The 22,923-nt window shown below is 55.8% G+C and carries 15 protein-coding genes; 6 read left to right on the plus strand and 9 right to left on the minus strand.

Annotated elements, in window-relative coordinates; all coding sequences use genetic code 11:
* Positions 1-52: 52 nt before the first annotated feature.
* The gene (locus CPA50_RS12480) at positions 53-712 is read left to right on the plus strand and encodes an energy-coupling factor ABC transporter permease (protein WP_096782835.1); all 660 of its coding nucleotides are present in this window, start codon (positions 53-55) and stop codon (positions 710-712) included.
* 25 nt (positions 713-737) lie between these two features.
* Here CPA50_RS12480 and CPA50_RS12485 read toward each other — a convergent pair whose 3' ends face one another.
* The 5 genes from CPA50_RS12485 to gdhA all read right to left on the minus strand — a co-directional run bounded on the left by CPA50_RS12485 (position 738) and on the right by gdhA (position 8,876).
* Positions 738-2,864: a GGDEF and EAL domain-containing protein gene (locus CPA50_RS12485; protein ID WP_096782836.1), complete on the minus strand. Its 2,127-nt coding sequence runs from the start codon at positions 2,862-2,864 to the stop codon at positions 738-740.
* A gap of 185 nt (positions 2,865-3,049) precedes the next feature.
* Positions 3,050-3,583 carry a response regulator transcription factor gene (locus CPA50_RS12490; RefSeq protein ID WP_096782837.1) on the minus strand — a complete coding sequence of 178 codons (534 nt, stop codon included), beginning with the start codon at positions 3,581-3,583 and terminating at the stop codon, positions 3,050-3,052.
* Complete coding sequence (locus CPA50_RS12495) at positions 3,580-4,848, minus strand: sensor histidine kinase (RefSeq protein WP_096782838.1); 1,269 nt, start codon at positions 4,846-4,848, stop codon at positions 3,580-3,582. The genes CPA50_RS12490 and CPA50_RS12495 overlap by 4 nt, the downstream gene beginning before the upstream one ends.
* Positions 4,849-4,917: 69 nt before the next feature.
* Positions 4,918-7,509, minus strand: a complete 2,592-nt coding sequence (locus CPA50_RS12500) for a PEP/pyruvate-binding domain-containing protein (protein WP_227519628.1) — start codon at positions 7,507-7,509, stop codon at positions 4,918-4,920.
* A gap of 17 nt (positions 7,510-7,526) precedes the next feature.
* Entirely contained in the window at positions 7,527-8,876 is a 1,350-nt protein-coding gene (gene gdhA, locus CPA50_RS12505) for an NADP-specific glutamate dehydrogenase (RefSeq protein WP_096782839.1), read from the minus strand.
* Positions 8,877-9,129: 253 nt separating this feature from the next.
* Here gdhA and CPA50_RS12510 point away from each other — a divergent pair, with 253 nt between their 5' ends.
* The 3 genes from CPA50_RS12510 to CPA50_RS12520 all read left to right on the plus strand — a co-directional run bounded on the left by CPA50_RS12510 (position 9,130) and on the right by CPA50_RS12520 (position 15,668).
* A complete protein-coding gene (locus CPA50_RS12510; RefSeq protein WP_179397216.1) occupies positions 9,130-11,124 on the plus strand; it encodes a TonB-dependent receptor domain-containing protein in 1,995 nt (664 codons plus the stop codon).
* A gap of 240 nt (positions 11,125-11,364) precedes the next feature.
* Positions 11,365-12,441, plus strand: a complete 1,077-nt coding sequence (locus CPA50_RS12515) for an efflux RND transporter periplasmic adaptor subunit (protein WP_227519629.1) — start codon at positions 11,365-11,367, stop codon at positions 12,439-12,441.
* The gene (locus CPA50_RS12520) at positions 12,438-15,668 is read left to right on the plus strand and encodes an efflux RND transporter permease subunit (RefSeq protein ID WP_096782840.1); all 3,231 of its coding nucleotides are present in this window, start codon (positions 12,438-12,440) and stop codon (positions 15,666-15,668) included. The genes CPA50_RS12515 and CPA50_RS12520 overlap by 4 nt, the downstream gene beginning before the upstream one ends.
* Positions 15,669-15,673: 5 nt before the next feature.
* On the opposite strand, the gene CPA50_RS12525 is transcribed toward CPA50_RS12520, so the two are convergent.
* Positions 15,674-16,099 (minus strand): potassium channel family protein, encoded by a 426-nt coding sequence (locus CPA50_RS12525; RefSeq protein ID WP_227519649.1) that lies wholly within the window; start codon positions 16,097-16,099, stop codon positions 15,674-15,676.
* Positions 16,100-16,278: 179 nt separating this feature from the next.
* Between CPA50_RS12525 and CPA50_RS12530 the strand changes: the two genes are divergently transcribed.
* Both CPA50_RS12530 and CPA50_RS12535 read left to right on the plus strand, forming a co-directional pair.
* Positions 16,279-17,529: an efflux RND transporter periplasmic adaptor subunit gene (locus CPA50_RS12530; protein ID WP_096782841.1), complete on the plus strand. Its 1,251-nt coding sequence runs from the start codon at positions 16,279-16,281 to the stop codon at positions 17,527-17,529.
* A complete protein-coding gene (locus tag CPA50_RS12535) occupies positions 17,526-20,660 on the plus strand; it encodes an efflux RND transporter permease subunit (RefSeq protein ID WP_096782842.1) in 3,135 nt (1,044 codons plus the stop codon). The genes CPA50_RS12530 and CPA50_RS12535 overlap by 4 nt, the downstream gene beginning before the upstream one ends.
* Here the strand turns inward: CPA50_RS12535 and CPA50_RS12540 are convergent.
* From CPA50_RS12540 to CPA50_RS12550, 3 genes are all read right to left on the minus strand, one after another.
* The gene (locus CPA50_RS12540) at positions 20,650-21,579 is read right to left on the minus strand and encodes a flagellar motor protein MotB (RefSeq protein WP_096782843.1); all 930 of its coding nucleotides are present in this window, start codon (positions 21,577-21,579) and stop codon (positions 20,650-20,652) included. The two genes, CPA50_RS12535 and CPA50_RS12540, sit on opposite strands and share 11 nt — an antisense overlap.
* 5 nt (positions 21,580-21,584) lie before the next feature.
* On the minus strand, positions 21,585-22,361 hold the full coding sequence (locus CPA50_RS12545; protein WP_096782844.1) for a MotA/TolQ/ExbB proton channel family protein: 777 nt from the start codon (positions 22,359-22,361) through the stop codon (positions 21,585-21,587).
* A gap of 66 nt (positions 22,362-22,427) precedes the next feature.
* Positions 22,428-22,847, minus strand: a complete 420-nt coding sequence (locus CPA50_RS12550) for a YkvA family protein (protein ID WP_096782845.1) — start codon at positions 22,845-22,847, stop codon at positions 22,428-22,430.
* Positions 22,848-22,923: the final 76 nt, after the last annotated feature.

Consider the following 22,923-nt stretch of genomic DNA (forward strand, 5'->3'; position numbering starts at 1 on the left):
TCTGCGCCGTTATCATTGGGAATGTTCCGGATTTTAATAGGCGTAGTGCTATATGGGCATGACCGATAATTTGCTATCTACCGGGCAGTGGGTCGTAACTCTGGCCCTGTTCCTGTTGATTCTTGTGCAGGCCGCCCGGTCTGTGCGCTGGCGAGACCTGGTTTCAGACAATGCCCTGCAGCATTCTTTTTTCGGTGCTGCAGTGGCCCTGGGTTTTATCTGGCAGCTGCGGGCGGGTATCTACCCCGGGTTAGCAATTCATATCTTTGGCATTACTGTGGTCACACTGATGCTGGGCTGGGGTCTGGCGGTATTTGCCGGGCTCCTGGCTCTGGCTATTACGGTGGTAACGGGCCGGGAGCCGGTGATGATGTTCGCCGCCAATGGCTTTGTGACCGTTATGATCCCCGCTCTGGTTACTCAGGGCATCATGCTTTGGGAAAGGCACCGGGATTTCAGCAATTTTTTTGCCTATATTTTTGTTTGTGGTTTTTTCGGGGCCGGCCTGTCAGTCGTCGTCGCCGGGCTGGTGATGTGCATGATGCTCTGGCTTAGCGGCGTATATGAATTTTCAGAGCTGGTTCATGATTATCTTCGATACCTGCCGCTGTTCATGATCCCTGAGGGCTTTGTGAATGGGGCGGTTGTTACCGGCATGATGGTGTTTCATCCGGACCGGCTGACAACCCTGGACCAGCGGCGGTATCGTTAACAAAACAGTGCTCCCCGGGTTTTGGTCACCAACCTGGCGCGCTGGCGCATACCGGTTTTTCAGCGGCACTGTTTTTCTTGTGCCACAGCTGCATCCATTCCTGTATTTCGCCTGCCGGCATCGGGCGCGCAATTCCGTAGCCCTGAGCGTAATCGCAGCCTAACTTGCGCAAAGCGTGAGCATGGGCCATGGTCTCAACACCTTCTGCCAGAATCGGGTGGGAGAACCTCTGGCCAAGAAAAATCACGCTCTCCACAATAGCCCTGTCGCTTGTATCATTGAGCATATTGAGCACAAAACTCTTGTCAATTTTTACCAGGTCGACTGGCAGCGTGCGCATGTAGGTTAGTGAAGCAAACCCTGTTCCGAAATCATCCAGAGCAACACGAAGTCCCAGTTCCTGGCACCGGGTAAGCACGTTGCTGGCTCGCCGGATATCATCAAGTGCAGTTGATTCAAGAACTTCCAGGGTGATCTTCCCGGGCTTTACCCCCGGGTGGCTGTGCAGGTAACTCTCCAGATAGCGCGTGAAGCTCTGGTCCATCAAGTGTCGCGCGCTGATGTTGATGCTGATTGACAGATCATGGCCGGCTTGGTGCCAGAGGTTCATCTGGGAAATAGCCTTTTTCAGAACCCATTGGCCCAAGGGCACCTCCAGGTGACTGTCTTCCAGTGTGGGAAGAAAAGCTGCCGGGTGTAGCAATCCTTTATAGGGGTGCTTCCAGCGGATAAGCGCCTCAAAACCCACTACCTTGCAATCCGCTATGCGCACCTGAGGCTGAAAATAGAGCTCAAACTCCTCGTTTTCGAGAGCCCGGGTGATTTCAGTAAGCTGTTTACGACGTTGCTGCCGGTGTTCGTTCAGTTCCGGGTCAAAAAAGTGCAGCAGGTTCCGCCCTTTCTCCTTGGCAGAGTACATGGCCTGGTCGGCATGGCGGATCAGCCCTTCAGCATCTGCATTATCAGCGGGGTAGCGGGTGATGCCGAGGCTTGCGGTGAGGGTGATCGGCCCCGTACCTGTGCCTGGGTCAACTGGCTCATTGATAATGGACAATATACGCTTATAGATAACGTCATGATTATCACTCTGAAGAATCAGGCCGAACTCGTCGCCACCAATCCGGGCAGCGGTATCGCCACTGTGCAGGGCTTGTGCCAGACGGCGAGCAAGCACGCGCAGTATCTGGTTGCCAACGGTTTGCCCAAAACTGTCATTGATCGCCTTGAAGCCGTCGAGGTCCAGATAACAGACTGACAGAGTCTTTTGCTGTTGATCTGCGTGTGTTCGCGCTCTGGCCAGACGGTCTTCCAGTCGCTGGCGGTTGGGCAGGCCGGTGAGTTCGTCATAGTTGGCGGCCCAGTCCAGCTCTTTGGCATGGTTTTTCAGTGCGGTAATATCGGTGAACGTTGCGACATGGTAGTAGCGGCCGGGCTCATTAAGGTGCACGCGGCTGATTGATTGCAGTTCGACAAACTCTTCGCCGTTTTTTCGTCGGTTCCAGATTTCGCCGCGCCAGTGGTCATTTTCCTGAATACTTTGCCACATGGAACGGTAGTAGTCAGGTGAGTGACGGCCAGAACTCAGGATCGACGGGTTGAGTCCCAGCACGTCCAGACGACTGTATCCGGTAATGCGGGAGAAGGCCGGGTTCACATCCAGTATCCGGTTGTTGTGATCGGAAATGATGATGGCTTCGTGGCTGCGGTCAAATACGCTGGCTGCAATGCGCAAACCGCGCTCGCCTTGTTTGTGATCCGAGATGTTGTTCATTATGGCGATGAACCCGGGCTTTACGCCCTGTTCTGCGCCGACAGGAATACAGTTGAGATGGATCCAGAATGGAGCGCCGGAGCGGGTGTATAGCAGAACGTCTTCTTCAAACGGATCCCCCTGACACAGTTTCCGGGTGATACGGGCCCTTGTGTCCGGGTCTGTAGCCGGGCCATTAAGAAGGTCGTTCGGGCGGGTTCCGGAAATATCCTTTAGCAGGTAACCGGTATGTTCTTCAAAACCTGGGTTGGCCCACTGAATAATCCCTTCTGCATCAAGGATAAGTACCATGTTGGGTGTGACACTGGCAACCAGTGAAAGGAGCTCTGGATCAATCTCGGAGCAAGGCGTCTCGGGTTCCGGAATATCTATATCTGACATAATTAGATCTGTGCTCCGGCCACAAAAAGTGCGACTGTTCTCCCTGTCCTGATAGATTGATCCTGATATTGATTTATACGCGTTGCATCGGTCGCTTGCCAGCGTGCTTTGTGAAAAAGCAGCCGCGCAGAATACCCATGCAAACGGAAATAAGATTGATATATGTCAATTTTTTGCCTGGTAGTTCAGTTGCGCCAACGGGAATGCTTTTGCAGCTTTCTTTGCAGGGTTCGCCGGTGCATGTGCAGAGCCCTGGCGGTGGCAGAGACATTGCCCTCATGCTCATTAAGCACCCGCTGAATGTGCTCCCATTCCATTTCTTCCACTGACGGCGGCTCATGTCGCAGTTCCGGGGATGTTGCCAGGGCTTCAAAGCCACTGATGAGCTGATGCACGGTAACCGGTTTGCATAAGTAATTGACGGCGCCCCGGCGCATGGCTTCAACCGCTGTGGCAATGCTGCCATAGCCTGTCAGCACAAGGACGTCGAGCCCGGGTATTCTGGTGAGGAGTTCCGGCAGGAGCTGAAGGCCGCTCTCGCCCGCAAGGTTCAGGTCCAGAACGCACTTTCCGAAGCCCTGGGTGTCGAGGGCGTGGAGTGCTTCGGCATGGGAGTGAGTACCTGTGGCTTCAATTCCCTGGCGCTTCAGCGCTCGCTGGAGTATCTCCAGAAAGGCAGCGTCATCGTCAATAAGCAGCCAGCGTTCGTTTGTGGTCATTTGCTCCCTCCGGCGTTTGTTTTATCCGCCCCGGCTTCCGGCAAATCGATGATCATGGTCGTACCATCCTGGTCAACTCGTGCTTTCAGGGTGCCTCCCAGGCGCTGAATTGTGGCGTTTGAAAGGAAGAGGCCAACGCCCAGACCGCTCTCTGAGCCCACGATCTGTTCGCCCGGGGTCTCCTGCAGAGTATCCTCCAGGCCGTCTCCGTGGTCTTCCACCACTATTTCGATTCTGCTGGAAGTTGCTCTGTGTACACTGACAGCTACCCATGTCGGGCTGGCAGTAAGAGCATTGGCCAGAAGATTGAGGATGGCCTGGTCCAGAGTGGCATCTACCGCAACCTGGCAATCCGGAAGCTCTGCCGACCAATCTATGGGTGCCGCTGGCCACAGGAGTGTGGCCGACTCTCTCAGCCGTGCCACCCACTCCTGCACCGGGAGGTTTTCCAGCTGCGCGGTTTTAGCTTGAATGGCTGCGTTGGAAAGCTGCTGCAGGTGTTTGCCACAAAGAGCAAGCTGTCGTTCCATCAGGTTCAGGTCTTCAGCAAGGTCGGGGTCGGGAAACGCTGAGCGGATCTCGTCGACCAGCAATGTCATGGTGTTCAGAGGCGTGCCCAAACGATGGGCAACGGCGGCGGCAGAAAGCCCCAATGCAATGATCTGTTCATCGCGCAGGCGCGTCTCCCGGATGCTTGACAGCTGCTCCTGTTGCTGGCGCAACCTTCGTGCGAGAGCCCCTACTACCAGCAAAAGGATCACAGCTGTAATAGCAAAGGTGACCCACATCCCGACCAGGTGTAACTGCGCCAGATTGGCATGGTTGTGGTCATGGGTAAGCGGAGAATGCCAGACAACCAGGGCCGTGTAGACCGCAATTCCTGAAAGCGTAAGAGCAATGCTCTGGCTAAGGGGAACCAGAATGATCGCTACGGCTATAGGCAGCAGCAGTAAGGAAACCAGAGGGTTAGTATAGCCGCCGGTGAGGAACAGCCAGGCACCTATCAGGGCCAGGTCAAGGGCGAGACCGGCACTTACGCTTGCCGGCGAGCGTGGTGGTCGTCGGGTAAACCAGAGCCAGCCGAGAGTAGCGAGAACGCCATAGAGCAGGCATATAGCGAGTGCTTCAGCGCGGTGTGCAAGTGTAACAACGGTTTCTGCTACCGCAAGGGCGGTAAGCTGGAGGCCAACGACTGCCAGGCGCATGGCCAGCAGGTAGCGCGCAGCTTGTTGGAAGCCTGTTTGAGAGTGGGTCAGCCATTTCATGATACAGATTCTAACAGGGCAGAGCAGGCAGGGGTGAATCCTGCGAATACTTTGAGTAAGTTCCCGGCATTAAAAAGACGGTTGCTCATCCGTGAAATAACAAACCAGATTCTGGCTGACAACGTCGCCCGTCAGCTGCAGAGAACCTTCTCTAAGATCAAAGGTTTGCAGTGAATTCTCCGGAGTGATTTTTGAGATGTCAGCCGGGGTGCCGGGGAGAAGTTCTGGCTGATAGGTGCAGTTTCTGCCATTGGGGAACAGGGCAACATAGGCGATTCCGGTTTCCACCAGATCCTGAAAAAAGTGTGAGCCGTAGGAAAGGTCGGGAACCATGTCACCCTCCATTTCTGCCACTTCAATCAACACGGATACCCCGGCTATATCGGCAAAACGGACAGGCACGCCCAGTTCCGGGCTGCTGGTTCCCCAGCGGCCGGGGCCAATAAGCATGGTTTTTCCATCTGCTGTGCGTACCTGTTCGCCAATAAGGCGGGCAACCTCGTAACGTTCGCTGACGCTTAACCGGCTGTATACGGCTGCATCCACACGGATAACCCGTTGGATGCGGAGGTTTATATTGCCGCCCATGAAGTGGCCACGGGTCTGGAAAAAAAGTTGTCGGCCGGGTATTTCGGAAGGTATAGCCGCCGCCGCAGATTCACCAATGGTTGCCAGTGGGCGGCACTGTACAAGATTAAACGCCGGTTCACCGGCATCGTCCAGGCGCAGGGTAAACTCCACGTCCACCGGATGCAGGTAGCCGGCTTCGAGTGTTTTCAGCAGGCTGGACAGGCGAGAGATAAACCTGCTGCCGCGGACCAGCGCCTGGAACGTCAGTCGCCACACTGGTGCATGGAGGTTCAGCTCCTCTGCCCGCCGGCTTGCGGGCTGATCTATTTCCCCAAGATATTTTAGTGGCAGGTCCGGAATTTCCTGAGTGAGCAGGCTTAAAGGAAGCGTGTTCAGCTTTCCTTCATTCAAATCCAGCACATCGAGAAGATGCTGGGAAAAGCGGTAGCTTTCATCCTGATTGCGAAAGGGCTGGCGGCTGGGGAAGTCCAGGGCCATTACGCACGCATGATCACCTTCAATACGGTCAACTGCCCGGGTACCCAGGCCCATAACCAGGCGGACCATACCGGCTTCAGAATCCATGCTGGTATCCCAGGCGAATGTATTGCGGGAAACCCCGACGCCGGCAGCATCCGGCAGGTAGTAACGCCCGTGGAAGCGACCATTGACCCGCTGAATCAGCAGCGCCATGGGCTCTTCTCTCTGATCCAGCCCCCGTTGCTTCCGGTACACCAGTGCATCCTTGCTCATGGTTGAGGCGTAAACCTGCCGGATGGCATCTTCCAGTGCTGAAAGCCGAAGTTCCGGAGGGCCCTGATTTACCAGGAAAATACTGTCGTATTTGCCCGCAAATGCATTTCCGAAGCCGTCCTCCTGAAGGCTGCTTGAGCGCACCAGAATCGGGTATTGGCCATAGTGATCCAACAGGCGCTCCAGCTCGGCCCGGATTTCCGGGGGGAAGCTGCCGGTCATCAGGCTTTCATGAAGCTCCGCTGCTTCAGTGAAATAACCCTCTGGGGACCTTTGGCGCATGATTGCCGGCCAGAGTCCGTTATGAACAAGAAAGGAATAATAGCTGTCTGAACCGAGATAGCTGGAATCGTGGGGTTCCAGGGCCTCCTGCCAGATGTCGGGCTGATTGGTGAGCAGGATACTGCGAGCGAGCAACATACCGGCAGCCTTGCCGCCAATGTAACCGCTGCCGATCATTCTGGCACGTATGGCAAGCAGGTCCTCGAGGGAGAGATAGCGTCTGGCGAGCTCCAGCATACGCGGGTCCCTGCTTATCAGGACGTTCAATACGCGATCTTTGATATCGGCAATCTGTGTTTCTTTATTGCTCTCAAGGGCGTCTGCTACCTGCAGGAACAGCCTGTCCCAGTAATCGAGCAGCGGTTGGCGGTTAAGCTGGGCCAGTTCCAGCCCGGCCTGAAGTCGGGTGGCGTCACTGCTGTCTGTTATGGGGACAAAGCGTCCCTGGTGCTCCCGGTGCGGAAGAAACATGGTAGGAGACTGCCTGCGCCAGGCTTTGATGGGCTGGATCTGAACGTCGTCGCCCAAACGGTGAACATCCACCATTACCTGGGTCGTTCTCCGGATACGGTCAAGCGTGGTGCGGGAATGCCGGTCGGGATAGAGGGCAAACCAGGCGACAGTATCGAGTTCAAAGAGGAATGGGCAGACTACCCGGAAAAAATTACCCACCATGGCATCCGTGGCCCAGGCATTGAGCAGGTCGCTCAGGCAGTCGCACACGTAGAATGCGCCGCGGCCATGCTCTTCAATCAGGCGCCAGACTTTGCCGGTAAAGGCTTCAAAGCCGCCCAGAGCATCGATGTTCTCAATGTGAATGTTTGCTTTCGCGGACACCAGCGGAGGATGCTGGCCAAAACGAAGGTAGATGATACGGCGCCCGGCGGACGCCGCAGACTCAATAAACGGCGTAACGAACCGGCGATAGTCGTCCAGGTCGGTAACCCGCCAGACAACATTATCGCCAATTCTGAGGCCGTCAAGCACATCGTCAAGCCCCGGAAGGCCGGTAGAAACCCTCATGTCATCCTGTGAGTTTCCGCCGGCTGGGGTCACGATTTGCTGCTCCGTCGTCAGATAACGCCCATGGCATCCATGGCGCGAGCTACTTTGATGAACCCGGTGACGTTGGCCCCAAGCACGTAGTTACCCTCGGATCCAAACTCTGCCGCCGTCTCATAACAGCTCCTGTGGATCTCGATCATGATGTCCTCAAGGCGTTTTTGAGTATAGTCAAAAGACCAGGAGTCACGGCTGGCGTTCTGCTGCATTTCCAGTGCTGAGGTTGCTACGCCACCAGCGTTGGCTGCTTTGCCCGGGCCGTACATCAGTTTGGCTTGCTGGAAGATAGCGATACCTTCCGGAGTTGTCGGCATGTTTGCGCCCTCAGCAACGGCGATGCAGCCATTCTCAACCAGTGTCTTGGCATCGTTGGCGTTCAGCTCATTCTGGGTGGCACACGGGAGTGCGATATCACAGGGTACCGACCAGATACTGCCACCCGCAACGTATTTTGCGTCCTTGTGGAACTCTGTGTATGCGCTGATACGGCGGCGTTCAACTTCTTTGATGCGCTTGAGTGCGGCCACATCAATGCCTTTTTCGTCCACGATGATACCGCTGGAGTCGGAACAGGCAACGACTTTGGCGCCCAGTTCATGTGCTTTGGCAATCGCGTAGATTGCAACGTTACCTGAGCCGGAAACGACAACTTTTTTGCCTTCTATGGAGTCGCCGCGGGCTTTCAGCATTTCGCTGGTAAAGAACACAACGCCGTAGCCGGTTGCTTCGGTACGTGCACGGCTGCCGCCCCAGTCCAGTCCCTTGCCGGTGAGTACGCCGGATTCATAGCGGTTGGTGATGCGTTTGTACTGGCCGAACAGGTAGCCTATTTCGCGTCCGCCTACACCAATATCTCCGGCGGGAACGTCGGTATACTCGCCCAGATGGCGGTACAGTTCGGTCATCAGGCTTTGGCAGAAACGCATGATTTCGTCATCGGAGCGGCCTTTGGGGTCAAAGTCGCTGCCGCCTTTGCCTCCGCCGATGGGCAGGCCCGTCAGTGCGTTCTTGAAGATCTGTTCAAATCCCAGAAATTTGATGATGCCCAGGTAGACAGAGGGGTGAAAACGCATGCCGCCCTTGTATGGCCCAAGGGCACTGTTGAACTCTACACGGAAGGCGCGGTTGATATGAATCTCGCCTTTATCATCCTGCCAGGGCACACGGAAAATAATCTGGCGCTCCGGTTCACAGATGCGTTGAATAATCTTCTTCTCAGCGAATTCAGGATATTTCACCAGAACCGGCCCCAGTGTTTCCAGAACCTCGTGAACAGCCTGGTGAAACTCGCTTTCACCCGGGTTGCGGTGCAGAACATCTTCGTAAATCAGTTCCAGTTTCTCATCAAGTCGGGCGGTCATAGGGTGTTCCTCGTTTCGGATCTTGCTTATTGCAGGAAAATGAAAAAGGTGTGCGCAAAAAAGGGGCGCTGATTTGATCACATTGTGCCCGATTTGGCAATAGCGCTCCTTTTTGGTGCCTACCTCCCTGTCTCTACCCCTACTACCACCAGAGAGATGCGGCATTGTGTCTCATGCGTGCAAACGCTGGCGCGTCTATTATTGCCCTCCAATATTCTGATTCAGACGGGTCCGCCCACGGGGACGCAGTAGTATGAAGGGTCGAGCATTTGCCAGATTTACACAGATGGCTGTGATTGGTTTCGCCGGGTTTCCGGCGCTGACGCTGGCACAGACTGCCGCAGAAAGCGTTCTTATCCGGGTGACGGAAGGGCAGCTGAGCGGCAGTGCTGATGGAGTGTTGGCCAGCGAGCCGGTGAACCGGTTGGTGTCTGATCCGTCGGTATCTCTTTCCCGAATGGGAGGTCGTGGTCTGGAGCCGGTAGTGCGGGGTCAGAGTCAGGACCGGGTGGATGTGCTGCTGGATGGTATTCGTGTCGAAGGTGCCTGTCCTAACCGGATGGACCCGCCAACCAGTCGGCTGAGTAGTGCCCTGGCCCCGGTTCTGGAGGTGAGAACCAATAACCGTACTTTGCGCTGGGGCCCGATCGCCGGAGGGCAGATTGTTGCGACTACTGCTGATCCCCGGTTCGATGACAACGCGACCACAGGCCAGGTAACGATTGGTGGATCGGACAATGGTAGCGGCAGGCTGATAAACGCCACGGCCGCCGTTGGCAGTGAGAATACATGGCTCAGGCTTTCTGGCGGATATGATGAAGCCGATGATTACGAAGATGGTGATGGTAATAAGGTGCGCAGTGCCTATGAAAACACCGAAGGCCGTGTTGATGGCGCCTGGACAGCCGGAAATGGGTTTTATATCAAAGGCATGGTCAGTCGTCAGGAAGAAGACGATGTGAAATACGCAGGCTCCGGCATGGATGCTCCGAAGACTGATACGGATATGTACCGTTTAGAGCTGGGCTCTCCGGTAGCTGATGGTGAGTGGAGTCTGCTTGCCTGGCAGGCAGACGTTGATCACATTATGGACAACTTCAGCCTGCGTTCTGCAGGCATGATGAAAATGCAGACGGATTCCACGACCGAGACACGTGGAATGCGCTTTATCCTTGATCAAAGCCCCGGCACTTCAACCGACTGGGCCGTCGGCGCAGACCTGGAGACCAATGACTGGGATGCGAAGCTGTCGAATCTTACCAACCCCATGCCGATGACGGTCTCATTCATGTGGCCCGGTGTGGAGCGGGAGCGTGTCGGGATTTTCGCTGAGGGTTTCCGGCGCATTGCCCGTGACGTAAAGGTTGGAGCCGGAGTCCGGTATGACCGTGTGGAAATGGATGCCACCAGGGCCGGCGATGTTGCGAGTATGGGAATGACTCCGGCCATGCTTTATCAGAGCGCATACGGCACAACGGATGTAAAGCCTGAAGATAACAACGTCAGCGGATTTTTATCCGGAGAATGGCGCCTGCCGCATAATCAGGCGCTGACACTGACGGCAAGCCGCAGCGTGCGTAGTCCCGGCGTGACCGAACGCTATCTGGCCCGGAATACCTCGAGTGGCAGTTGGATTGGCAACCCTGGTCTGGACACTGAAAAACACCACAAAGCTGAGCTGGCACTGAGTGGCAGCAAAGATCAGTGGAGCTGGAAGCCGGTGATCTGGGTTGATCAGGTGGACGATTTCGTAAGGCGTTATGAAGAAACACCGGCCGATGTTCGTTATGAAAATATTGACGCACGTCTGCTTGGCGTCGAGATGATGATCGGCTGGACGGACGGGACCTGGAACAGTAGCAGTACTCTTGCGTCAGTTCGCGGTGAGAATCGTGACAATAATCAGTCTCTCGCACAGATTCCTCCGGTGCAGTTTGTGCAAACTCTGGGCTGGCACCATATGGGACATAGTATTGAAGCCCGGTGGCAATTGGCCCGTCGCCAGGATCGTATTGATGCGGAATCCGGGCTGGATGCGGGAACATCGCCCGGATATGGCGTGTTCAGCCTGTCTGGTAGTCACCCGCTGATGGAGCACCTTACATTCAGCTGGGCTCTGGATAACCTGTTTGATAACACCTGGGCGCCTCACGTGAGCCGTGCAAACACAGATCCGTTCAACCCTGATGCGGTACGTGTGAATGAGCCTGGCCGCACACTGCGCGCTGCGTTGACGGCCAAATGGTAAACCAGGCAATGGCGGTTACCCGCTACTCATAGCCGGCGGGTGACATTCTGCCTCGCACAGGACTACCCTGTCCTGTGCGGGGCTTTTTTTTGAGCGCCTTTATGAGTTAACTATAGTGATGGCTGGAGCTGGATTTGTGGCGGGCTAATCCCGGGTCCGGAGTAGTTTGGTATGTCCTGGTCCTGAATATATTGATAACCTGTAGTTATTAGCTAATAACTGTTATCGGGGTGGCTGGTGGTGAAGCATATTATTGCGGTACTGGGCACGATCTTCCTTGGGCTGGCTTGCGCAGGCTCTGTTTCCGGTGACGAGACACCTGGCCGGCCAGAAACTGCTTCTGCTGCGCGGGGTGAGTTGCAGGAAATGCTTGTGCTGGATGGAGTGATCGAAGCCGTTCAGCAGAGCACTGTGTCTGCACAGACCAGTGGCACAGTTCAGAAGCTGCCGTTTGATGTGGATGACTCTGTGGTTGCTGGCGACTTGATCGTGCAACTGGAGAGCAGCGAGCAGCGCGCCCGCGTCAACCAGGCGCAGGCTGGCCGGGATGAGGCACGGGCTGCCTTTGCGGATGCTCAGCAGCAGTTCAGCCGGATTGAAGCCGTGCAAGCGCGCGGCCTTGTTTCACGTCAGGAATTTGACCGGGCCCAAAACAATCTGGCTGGAGCCAGGGCGCGCCTCGAGCGTGCAGAAGCTGCGTTGGCTGAAGCTCAGGAACAGTTGAGCTATACCCGCATAGTAGCGCCATATGGCGGCATACTGACTGAACGTCACGTGGAAATTGGCGAGTCAGTCAGCCCCGGCCAGCCCCTGCTTAGCGGTCTGTCTCTGGAGCAGTTGAGAGTTGTCGTAGACCTGCCTCAGCAGTATGCAGGCCTTGCCCGGCGCGACCGCCAGGCGCAGGTCACTCTTGCCGATGGCCGGGTGCTGGAAACCGGCGACATGACGTTTTACCCCTACGCCAATCCGGCTACCCATACTTTCCGTCTGCGAATGCGCCTCAGGGAACCCAACGGATCCCTGTTTCCTGGCATGCTGGTCAAGGTTGGTGTTCCGGTTGCAATCCGGGAGACTCTTTGGATACCCGCGAGCAGCCTTATTCGCCGTAGTGAGCTGAGAGCCGTCTTTGTGCTGGATGATCAGGGTCGTCCCCGGTTGCGGCAGGTTCGTACCGGTGTGAAGCAGGAAGGCCGCCTGGAAGTTCTGGCCGGCCTGAGTGAGGGCGAACAGGTTGTCATTCACCCGGCTGAGCTGGTTGGAACAGATCGTCTGAACCTGCCAAGGGCTCATGCTTCCGGAGAGGGAGTCAGGAATTGAGCCACGAACTGCCTCCGGTCGGTCCTTCCGGGGCGATTGCCCGGATTTTTCAGGATAATCATCTGACGCCCCTGCTTGCGCTGCTGTCCATCATTCTGGGTGTGCTTGCGGTGGTTGTTACGCCAAAAGAAGAAGAGCCGCAAATAGACGTCACCATGGCGGATATCATGATTGCTTTTCCGGGCGCCAGCACGCTGGAGGTGGAAAGCGCTATCGCTACCCCGGCCGAGCAGGTGATGAGTGAAATCGCCGGCGTCAAACACGTGTATTCGGTGTCCCGCCAGGGTCAGGCGGTTGTAACTGTACAGTTTGATGTTGGCATCCCGAGGCAGGAAGCGCTTGTCAGGCTTTATAACCAGGTATATTCCAATCAGGACTGGTTGCCGCAGGATCTTGGCGCCGCGCAGCCGGTGATCAAGCCCAGAGGCATTGATGATGTGCCGGTAATGACTCTCACCCTTTACGATCCCGTTAGTGGTCATACTGGTGAGGAGCTCACCCGTCTGGCTCACATGCTGGAAGTGGCGCTCAAACGCGTGCCCGGAACCCGGGATGTATACACTGTGGGTGGCGTGCCTGACCGGGTGGACATCCATTTTGACCCAGCTCTTCTGGCCGGGTTTAACCTTACCCTCGGCGATATCCGCGATGCCCTGAGAGCGGCTAACAGCAGCAGTCAGGAAGCCCGTATTACCCGGGATAATCTCTCTGTTCCAGTACAGGTCGGTACCTTGCTGGAAAGCGTAGGCGATGTGCGCCAGCTTGTTGTTGGTATGCACTCCGGCGCTGCGGTGCATCTGGATGATGTGGCAACCGTCAGTCGTGGCGGAACGGTTGTGGACCAGAGTGTCATGACAGGCTTCGGGCCGGCAGCGGGCGCCGGTAATGCCGGTAGGCCTGGCGATGTCTACCCTGCAGTAACGCTGGCAATCGCCAAGAAGCCCGGGCAGAACGCTGTGGATATCACCAGTGCTGTCAAACAGAGGCTGGACCAGATTCGCAACCGCGCCCTGCCGGAGGGTGTAGAGGTTATTGTCACCCGGGACTATGGCGACACAGCTTCTGTCAAAGCACGGAAGCTCATTTCCGATTTGATATCCGCTACCCTTTGCGTGGTATTGCTGGTGTTGATTGCCATGGGCTGGCGTCAGGCGTTGATTGTCGGTGTCGCGGTCCTGATTACCCTGTTGCTCACACTGGTATTTTCCTGGGCCTGGGGCTTTACCCTGAACCGCGTTTCTCTGTTCGCGCTGATATTTTCTATTGGTATTCTGGTAGACGATGGCATCGTGATAACTGAAAACATCAGTCGCCGGATCCGCAACTCCAACCATCCGGTGCGGGAAATCATACCGGTGGCAGTAGATGAAGTAGGCACGCCCACCATTATGGCCAGCCTGACCATTATGGCCGCATTGCTACCCATGGCATTTGTAACGGGCCTGATGGGGCCCTATATGAGTCCTATCCCCATCAATGCGTCTGCCGGTATGGTGCTGTCCCAGGTCGTAGCCTTTGTGGTTGCTCCATGGCTGGCGTTCCGGTTACTGAAGCATCAGAGAGGCGTAGCTGCACCAGAGGCTGGTGAGGCAGGTAGCTCAGCTGATGGTGTCAGCCCAGTATCCTTGAGAATTTTCGGCGGCATGCTTGCGCCATTCCTGGGCGACCACCGCTGGCGCCGGCGACTGCTTGCACTCGTGGTAATTCTGTTGACGCTGGCCGCGTCCTCATTGCCAGTGTTTCAGGCGGTCATCATGAAAATGCTTCCTTTCGATAATAAATCGGAGCTTCAGGTTGTCGTTGATATGCCTGAACGCACGCCAGTTGAGCAGACCCAACGGGTACTTATGGAAATGGGGCACTATCTGGAGAGCGTCGGTGAAGTAACCAGCTGGCAGAGCTATGCAGGCACTGCCGCGCCCATTAACTTCAACGGGCTGGTGCGCCAGTATTACCTTCGCAGCGACCCATACCAGGGCGACATTCAGGTTAACCTCAGTGATGAGGGCGAGCGATCCCGCCAGTCACATGATATTGCTCAGGCGTTACGGGAACCGTTGCTCGCCATTGCCAACCGGTATGGTGCCAGCGTAAAAATTGTTGAAGTGCCACCGGGACCTCCGGTGCTGTCGCCAGTGGTTGCAGAGATCTATGGTGCGGATGCGGGTCAACGTGCTGAGCTGGCTCGCTCCGTAGCTGTTGGTATGGCTGAGGTGGAGGGGCTGGTAGATATAGATACCACGCTGGAAGCGCCAACCCGCCAGTGGGAAATTGCTGTGGATCGTGCCAGGGCTGCCCGTTATGGAGTGTCGCAGGCCCAGGTGGTTGAGGTTTTGCAGCTGGCGCTTGGGGGTATGAATGTCAGCTTTCTGCATGATGATCATGCCAAATACTCAGTACCTGTCCGGGTAACTCTGAGCGAGGGCGACAAGGCGCAGCCGGCTGTTCTTATGTCCCTGCAGGTGCGCAGTCGTGCTGGTAATCTGGTACCTCTGGCCAGCATTGCTCAGGTGCGCGAAGCCGACTGGATGGGTGCCATTTATCACAAAAACCTGCTGCCGGTGACCTACGTAACCGCGGATATGGCAGGTGCAGTGGACTCCCCCCTGTACGGCATGTTCGCTATGGTATCGCGCCTGACGCAGCAGGAAGGCGCGCCCGGGCAGTTCTTTATCGATCAGCCACCGTTACCGGAAAAAGGCACGCTCAAGTGGGACGGTGAGTGGCAGATTACCTATGAGACTTTCCGGGACATGGGGGCTGCATACAGCGTGGGCATATTCATGATTTTTGTGCTGCTGGTCGCCCAGTTCCGTTCATATATCCTGCCGCTGGTTATTATGGCGCCGATTCCGCTGACCATGATCGGTATCATGCCGGGACACGCCATGCTGGGCCGCGAGTTCACCGCCACCAGCATGATAGGCATGATCGCTCTGGCCGGGATTATCGTACGTAATTCCATATTGCTGGTGGTGTTTATCCGGCAGTTACTGGACGAAGGTATTGAACTGGACCGGGCCGTGATTCTGGCGGGCGCTGTGCGTATCAAGCCTATCGCCCTGACAGCCATATCTGCGATGGTGGGTGCCTACTTTATTCTTCATGACCCTATTTTCAACGGGCTGGCAATCTCTCTGGTGTTCGGGCTCACGCTATCCACCTTGCTGACTGTATTGGTTGTGCCACTGCTGTACTACACGCTTGCCAGGCGGGGGTGGATCTAGTGGTTTTAGCTGCCAATCCAGTAACGTTGCATTTTTACATACAGGAATGAGGCGCTCCAGGTAATCAGTACCAGCCCTGAGAGCCCTTCTATTCCGGTCAGGAACCTCAGGTCACCGACGGGTTCGATATCACCGTAACCGACAGTGGTGAAGGTGCTGAAAGAAAAGTAGACGCAATCCAGAAAGCTGCCGTTGAAGTTACCCGTCAGCGAACCCCAGGCGTCTGCGTGGTGCATGTAAAAGTAGGCTCCGGCAAATACCCACACTTCTGCCATGTGGGCGATGAGCACGCCAAGAACAGCAATGACCAGGCGGAAGTGGTGGCTTTCATGCATTTTAGCCAGCAAGGCGCTCAGGCGAACAAGCACTTCGTGATGCATAAGCACAACGAACACCACGATGAGAGAGTTGATGGCGGTTGCACTGAGCAGGTTGGCATGATGCTCTGTAAACAAGGCGTATAGCGCTCCTGAGCGGTACGTTCGGAGTCCGGTTGGTAATATTCATCATATTACTCTTTATTGTACCCCGAAGGTGTCTTCCAGAGAGACCATACTGATAACCTCTGTCCTGAGACAGATCTGTATTTAACTTAGCTGGCCAATACACCATGTCCAAACGACTCATACCTCTGATTATTCTGGCAGCCGGTGTTCTGGGTTTCCTGTATCTGAAAATGACCCGGCCGGAGCCTGCGCAAGTGAGCGCTACGGAGCGCAGCTGGCGGGTACAGGTGCAAGTCGTTGAGCCCGGAGTTCATACACCCGTGTTGCCTTTGTATGGGGAGGTGGTTGCGCCGGAAAAACTGTCGGTGGTGGCTGCTCTGGCCGGGCGAATAGCAGAACGGCCCGTGGCAGAAGGTCAGCGAGTGAGTTCCGGGGAACTGTTGGTGGCTTTGGATATCCGGGACATTGAGCCGGCACTGGCTCAGGCGGAGGCCCAGGTGGCCGATCTTGAGGCTCAGATACGCGCTGAACATGTGCGTCATGGCAATGATCAGGCGGCGCTGAAAAGCGAGCAGGCAATTCTGTCCAATGCCCGCCGGCAGCTGGAACGTACCCAATCCCTGGCAGGCCGTAACCTTGCTTCCCGTGAGAGCCTGGAAAGCGTAACGGATGCAGCGGTGAGAGCCGAACTTACCGTCAGCATTCGCCAGCGTGCTATCGACGAGCACCCCGCGCGGCTGCAAAGCCTTGACGCCCGACTGGCCCAGGCAGCTGCAACGCTTGCAACAACGCAGCGTGATGCTGAGCGGTCCCGGGTTACAGCTCCTTTTGACGGTGTTGTAACGGACGTTCAGGTTGCCGTGGGTGATCAGGTGACACAAAACCAGAAACTGCTCTCGGTTTATGCCAGCGATGGGCTGGAGCTTCGGGCGAGGGTGCCTAACAGGTATAGAACTGAGCTGATCAGTGCTCTGGAAGAGGGTGCAGATCTTTATGCTTATGGGGATCGGCGGGAGTTTCGCTTCCGGCTCGGGCGTTTTGCCGGCACCAGTGATCCCGCCGGAACCGAGGCGATCCTTGAGTTGACCGGAGAGACAGTGGGCTTACGCCCGGGTGCACTGGTACCGGTTAATCTGGAACGACCGGAACGGAGCGGGACCCTGGCCGTTCCGTTCAGTGCCCTGTATGGGGCAGACAGCGTGTATCTGGTTACAGACGACAACCGCATGCAACGTGTCATTGTGGAGCGTGTGGGCGAAGTAATCTCTGCCAGTGGCGAGCACAGTCTTCTGATCGCTGGTGAGGCCCTGAAACCTGGTGCAAGCCTGGTTGTCACTCATCTGCCTAATGCTCTGACAGGGTTGAAGGTAGACATTGCCAGTGCTGGCGAAGATAAACGGAGCTCTGCTCCATGAAGCGCAAAAAAGGCGTTATAGGTTTCTTTGTACATCACAAGGTTGCTGGCAACCTTGTGATGCTGATGATGCTGCTTGCCGGCGCACTTGCCCTTACCCGCATGAATATCCAGTTTTTCCCTACATTTGCACTGGACGTGGTCAGTGTACAAGTGGTCTGGAGCGGTGCCTCTGCAGAAGATGTGGAACAAGGCATAACCAACCCTCTGGAACAGCGCCTGCGTAGTCTGGATGGCCTCAAGAAAATGACCTCCACCTCGGCCCAGAGCATAGCGTCCATTACTCTCGAATTTGAAGAGGGCACTAACCCGATCACAGCACTGGATGATGTTCGCCAGCAGGTGGATGAGTTCACAAACATGCCGGCTGACGCTGAGGAGCCTCAGGTTGCCCGGGTTGAGCGCTATGAACCCGTTGCCCGGTTGCTGGTGTTTGGTGACATGGAGCGCAGTGAGCTTCGGGCTCTGGCCTATCGCTATGAAGATGAGTTGCTGCAAAGAGGTATAGACCGGGTGTCGTTTACCGGATTGCCGGAGCAGCAGATCAGCATTGATGTGCCCGTGGAAAGGCTGGAGACGCTGGGGTTGTCTCTTGGGCAGATTGCCGACCGGGTGGCTTCGGTTTCACGGGATTTGCCCGCTGGAATTATGGCTCAGCAGGATGCAGCCCGGGAACTGCGGTCTGTCGAGCAACGGCGCAGCCCGCAGGCATTTGAGACTGTACCTGTGCTCAGCGATGAACGTGTACAGCTGCGCCTCGGGGATATCGCGACGATTCGGCAGGAAGATCGTGACAGTCAGGTGTCTTTGATGCGCAACGGCTTTCCGGCCATAGAGCTGCAACTCCAGAGAGCGGAAAACGGTAACTCCCTCGCTGCAGCAAAGGTTCTGGAAGCGTGGCTGGATGATACGCGGGCAACGCTGCCTCCGTCTTTGCAGCTCGAAGTTTACGATGAGTCCTGGCAACTGCTGAACGACCGTATTTCTCTTTTGACCACCAACGGGCTGAGCGGACTGATTCTTGTGGTCTGTCTGTTGTATCTCTTTCTTCCCGGCCGGGTTGCGCTCTGGGTTGCAGTCGGGATACCCACCGCCTTTCTTGCCGCTTTGGGAGTGCTCTGGCTGATCGGAGGTTCTATCAACATGATTTCCCTGTTTGCGCTGATTATGGCGCTGGGGGTCATTGTGGATGATGCCATTGTGGTCGGCGAAGATGCAGACGCCCATGCCCGTATGGGGGAGGACTCCATCTACGCCTCTGAAGGAGCTGCCAAGCGCATGGTCTGGCCAGTGTTGGCGTCTTCTCTGACCACTGTTGCTGCCTTCATGCCCCTCCTGGTTGTGGGAGGAGTGATTGGCAACATTCTGGGCGATATCCCCGTTGTCATGATCTGTGTACTCATTGCCTCGCTGCTGGAGTGTTTCATCGTGCTCCCGTCGCACTTGAGGCATGCATTCAGCCCACGGAATTCGGGCAAAGCTGATGCAGAACCGGTACGCCCAAGCCGGAATCCGGTTGTGCGTTTTCGTGACGGTTTTGAACGGCGGTTTGATCATTTTCGTGAGGGGCCGTTCCGCCGGTTTTCCCGGCGTAGCCTTGAACACCGGGGAATTACCATGGCCAGCGTACTGGCTCTGGCCATCTTCACCGTTGGTTTGCTTGCTGGCGGGCGTCTTGGCTTCAATTTCTTTCCGACCCCGGAACCTTCAGTGCTCTACGCCAATGTGAGCTTTGTGGCGGGTACAGACAGTGCCACGGTAGACCGCTTTATGGGTGATATGCAGAAGGCGTTGAATGAGACGGAAGCAGCGCTGGGCGGCAACCTTATTTTACACGCGGTTACCACAGAAGGGGCGACTCTGGGCGCTGGAGGAAGCTCCCGGTCCGGTGATGAGCAGGGCGCGATCATGATTGAACTGGTGCCCTCGGATCAGCGCCAGATACGCAATCTTGAATTTATCACTGAATGGCGTAGTCGTATGATTCTGCCGGCCGGGCTGGATAATCTCGCCATTTCAGAGCGCCAGTCGGGGCCGCCGGGCCGGGATGTGAACGTGCGTCTGACCGGTGATGACTCAAGAAATCTGAAACTTGCGGCAGAAGAACTGACTCAGGCGTTATCGACCCTGCCCGGTGTACTGGATGTGGAAGATGATATGCCCTGGGGACGGGAACAGCTGATTTATCAGGCGAGTGCATACGGCGAAGCCCTGGGTCTTACCACCGCGGATCTTGGCGGCCAGTTACGGGCAGCGTTTGATGGCCGGGTCGCCCAGATTTACCAGGACGGGAGGGATGAAATCGAGGTGCGGGTTCAGTTGCCGCGGGATCAGCGCGAGCGATTGTCTACCTTTTCCCGTATGACGGTACGAGTACCCGATGGGCGCTTCGTGCCTTTGGATCAGGTGATGAATCTTGATCACCGCCAGGGGTTTGAAGCATTACGCCATGCGGATGGCAAGCTGGCTATAGAAGTAACCTCAGCCCTCAATACCCGTGTCAGCACCGCGGCACAGATTCTTGAAAGCCTGCAGGCCGACGCGCTGCCGGACATCGCCAGCCGTTTCAATGTTCACTACAGTTTTGAGGGCCGGGCAGCGGACCAGCGTGAAACTATTGCGGATATGCAGACCGGCCTGCTGGTGGGCATAGCGTTGATGTATGTGGTGCTGGTATGGGTGTTTGCATCCTGGAGTCTGCCGCTGATTGTGATGGCGATCATTCCTTTCGCCCTGGTAGGCGCCTTGCTAGGCCACTGGCTGATGGGGTTGCAGCTTACAGTTTTGTCTCTGTTCGGGCTTTTTGGTCTGGCCGGTATTGTGGTGAATAACGCGATCATTCTGGTGTCTTTCTACAACCAGCAGCGTCAAAAGGGGCTGGATATCAATCAGGCACTGAACGAAGCTGTGGTTCAGCGGGTGCGTGCTGTATTACTGACATCCCTGACCACAATCGGAGGTTTGCTGCCTCTGCTTTTTGAAACCTCCCTGCAGGCTCAGTTTCTGATACCTATGGCGACCTCCATAGCTTTTGGTCTGGGGCTGTCCACGGTACTGGTGCTGCTGGTTATTCCGGCTTTGTTATCCTGGCTTGAGCAATTTCGGGAGTGGCGTGCCCGGCCTACCAGGTAATTGTGCCAGTATCCGTATCCGGACTGACGGGGCGTATGTCAATGACAGCCTCGTTCTCGCCGGCCTCTTTTTCAATCAGTTCCCGAAGCCGAACTCCCTGCTCTTCCATGGGGTCGGAGAGATCAATGATGATCTCAACGCGGCGATTTTTCGCGCGATTTTCTGCCGATATATTTTCCACCCTGGGTTCGGTATCGGCTAGTCCTTTAACTGCCAGGCGCGTGGGCTCAACATCGCCGGTAGCCAGCAATACGTTTGCGACAGCGGCTGAACGGGCAGCGGAGAGATCCCAGTTGCTGTAGAAGCGGGATGTTCGTATAGGTATATCGTCGGTGTGCCCTTCAACCATAAGCTTGCCGGGCATCTCAGCAAGCACTTCTGCCATTTCCAGTAGCAGTCCTTCAAACTCATACGTCAGGTCTGCAGAGCCGGAGGGGAAGGACCCTTTCTCCTCAACCCGTATAACGATACGGTGCTGATCCTGATCTTTTTCTACGGTAATGCGGCCATCGTCAATGGCCTCCTCAAGAACTTCCTGAATGCTGGATGTACTGGCCTCAAGGAATTCCTTTGCAGCTGCTTCCAGCGCCTCGTCTGTAGGGCTTTTCAGGGTCTGCAGCTCGGGTTGCTGATCAGTTGTGGTTTGCTTTACTTCGTTGACCAGCGTGGGCTCGGGAGGCGCGGGCGAAAACTTGTCGAAAATCGGACTGGTGCCCTGGGGGATTTCGAGTGCCGGTACATCACGCTGGACGCCGAACGCTTTTGAGAGCTCACCAGCAATCTGTTTGAACTTCATTGCGTCAATTTCGGAAAACGACAACAGAAGCACAAAGAAACACATCAACAGTGACATCAGGTCGGCAAAGGTCACAACCCAGGCCGGAATGCCCGGTTTTTCCTCTTCTGGCATCTCGTCCATGGGGCTTATCCGCTGGTGGCCTCTGCATCAGGCGCTTTGTCTCGCTTGTTCGGGGGCAGGTAGCTGGAAAGCATCTGTTCGATAATACGCGGGTTTGTGCCCTGCTGAATGGCCACCAATGCATCGGTGTAAAGCATTTGCAGGCGAGCCTCTTCGGTCATGCGCAGGGAAAGTTTGTCCGCAATCGGGGTGGCGATCATGGTCGCAATCATCGCACCGTACAGGGTGGTAAGCAGAGCAACAGCCATTGCCGGCCCGATGGACTTCGGGTCTTCCATGTTAGAGAGCATCTGTACCAGACCAATCAGCGTGCCGATCATGCCCATTGCGGGTGCCACGTCTGCCATGGCCATAAATACCTTGGAGCCTGAGCGGTTGCGGTCCAGAGTCATCAGGCGTTCCTTGTCCAGGAGCTGTTTGATGGTTTCGCTGGTCTGGCCATCGACCAGCATCTGGATACCGCTATTCAGGAAAGGAGAAGCGACGTCCCGCCCTTCAAGCCCCAGCGCCCCTTCTTTTCGGGCAATGTTCGCAACTTCCACAAGCTCTTCAATACTGGCCTGGGTTTCCGGAAGTTTGAATTTGAAGGCCCGGGCAGCCGCTTTAAAGGCGCCGAGGAACTGCGGAATGCTGAATTTGGCGAGCACAACCAGCATTGTCCCGCCAACAACGATCAGCAGTGATGCAGAGTTGAGGAAAACATCGGGGGCCGCACCAAGAACAACGGCGGTTACGATAAGTAAGATGGCGCCAAGAAGGCCTATCAGTGTGGCGAAATCCACATGTTCTCCGGGACGTTTGACGATTTATAGTGAAGGCGGTCAGATTACCTGTAGTTCATAATTCAATCAATCCGCTTGTGCTGATTGCCCGGCGTCTTTTTTGACCTCTTTCCAGGCTGCGTACTTGTGCAGGTCAGACTCGACCAGCTTCAAACATAGTGCAACCACGCCCGCATCGTCCAGAAAACCAAAGCCAATAATGAGGTCGGGAATAAAATCCAAGGGATTCATCACATAAATAAGTGCCCCTGCAACCGCGGCAATGCTTTTCCAGGGAATGTCTCTGTAACTTCCGTTCCAGTAGTCCCTGAGCATGGAAAACATCAGTTTGATATCGGCACTGAACCGGTTCAGTTTACCACTGTTTTTGACCTTTTCTTCAATAGCCCGCTGTCGCTCGAGCAATGTCTCCAGGTCGGCGCGGTTTACTTTCTCTGCCTCGGCATCTAGTTGTTCCTGCGCTTTCTTCTGGCTGAACAAAGCCATGAACAAGTGTCCTCTCTTGATTTAGTGGGATAATCCAGACTAATAATGTCACGAAATGAGCTGGTATGCTGCACCA

Source organism: Marinobacter sp. ANT_B65 (genome assembly GCF_002407605.1).
Taxonomy (GTDB): domain Bacteria; phylum Pseudomonadota; class Gammaproteobacteria; order Pseudomonadales; family Oleiphilaceae; genus Marinobacter.

What these genes read in the sequence shown, in the direction of transcription:
- CPA50_RS12540 (WP_096782843.1), bottom strand. Translation starts at nt 21,579, where the DNA reads ATGGACGAGATGCCAGAAGAGGAAAAACCGGGCATTCCGGCCTGGGTT.
- CPA50_RS12530 (WP_096782841.1), top strand. Translation starts at nt 16,279, where the DNA reads ATGTCCAAACGACTCATACCTCTGATTATTCTGGCAGCCGGTGTTCTG.
- CPA50_RS12535 (WP_096782842.1), top strand. Translation starts at nt 17,526, where the DNA reads ATGAAGCGCAAAAAAGGCGTTATAGGTTTCTTTGTACATCACAAGGTT.
- CPA50_RS12480 (WP_096782835.1), top strand. Translation starts at nt 53, where the DNA reads ATGGGCATGACCGATAATTTGCTATCTACCGGGCAGTGGGTCGTAACT.
- CPA50_RS12495 (WP_096782838.1), bottom strand. Translation starts at nt 4,848, where the DNA reads ATGAAATGGCTGACCCACTCTCAAACAGGCTTCCAACAAGCTGCGCGC.
- CPA50_RS12510 (WP_179397216.1), top strand. Translation starts at nt 9,130, where the DNA reads ATGAAGGGTCGAGCATTTGCCAGATTTACACAGATGGCTGTGATTGGT.
- CPA50_RS12490 (WP_096782837.1), bottom strand. Translation starts at nt 3,583, where the DNA reads ATGACCACAAACGAACGCTGGCTGCTTATTGACGATGACGCTGCCTTT.
- CPA50_RS12550 (WP_096782845.1), bottom strand. Translation starts at nt 22,847, where the DNA reads ATGGCTTTGTTCAGCCAGAAGAAAGCGCAGGAACAACTAGATGCCGAG.
- CPA50_RS12485 (WP_096782836.1), bottom strand. Translation starts at nt 2,864, where the DNA reads ATGTCAGATATAGATATTCCGGAACCCGAGACGCCTTGCTCCGAGATT.
- gdhA (WP_096782839.1), bottom strand. Translation starts at nt 8,876, where the DNA reads ATGACCGCCCGACTTGATGAGAAACTGGAACTGATTTACGAAGATGTT.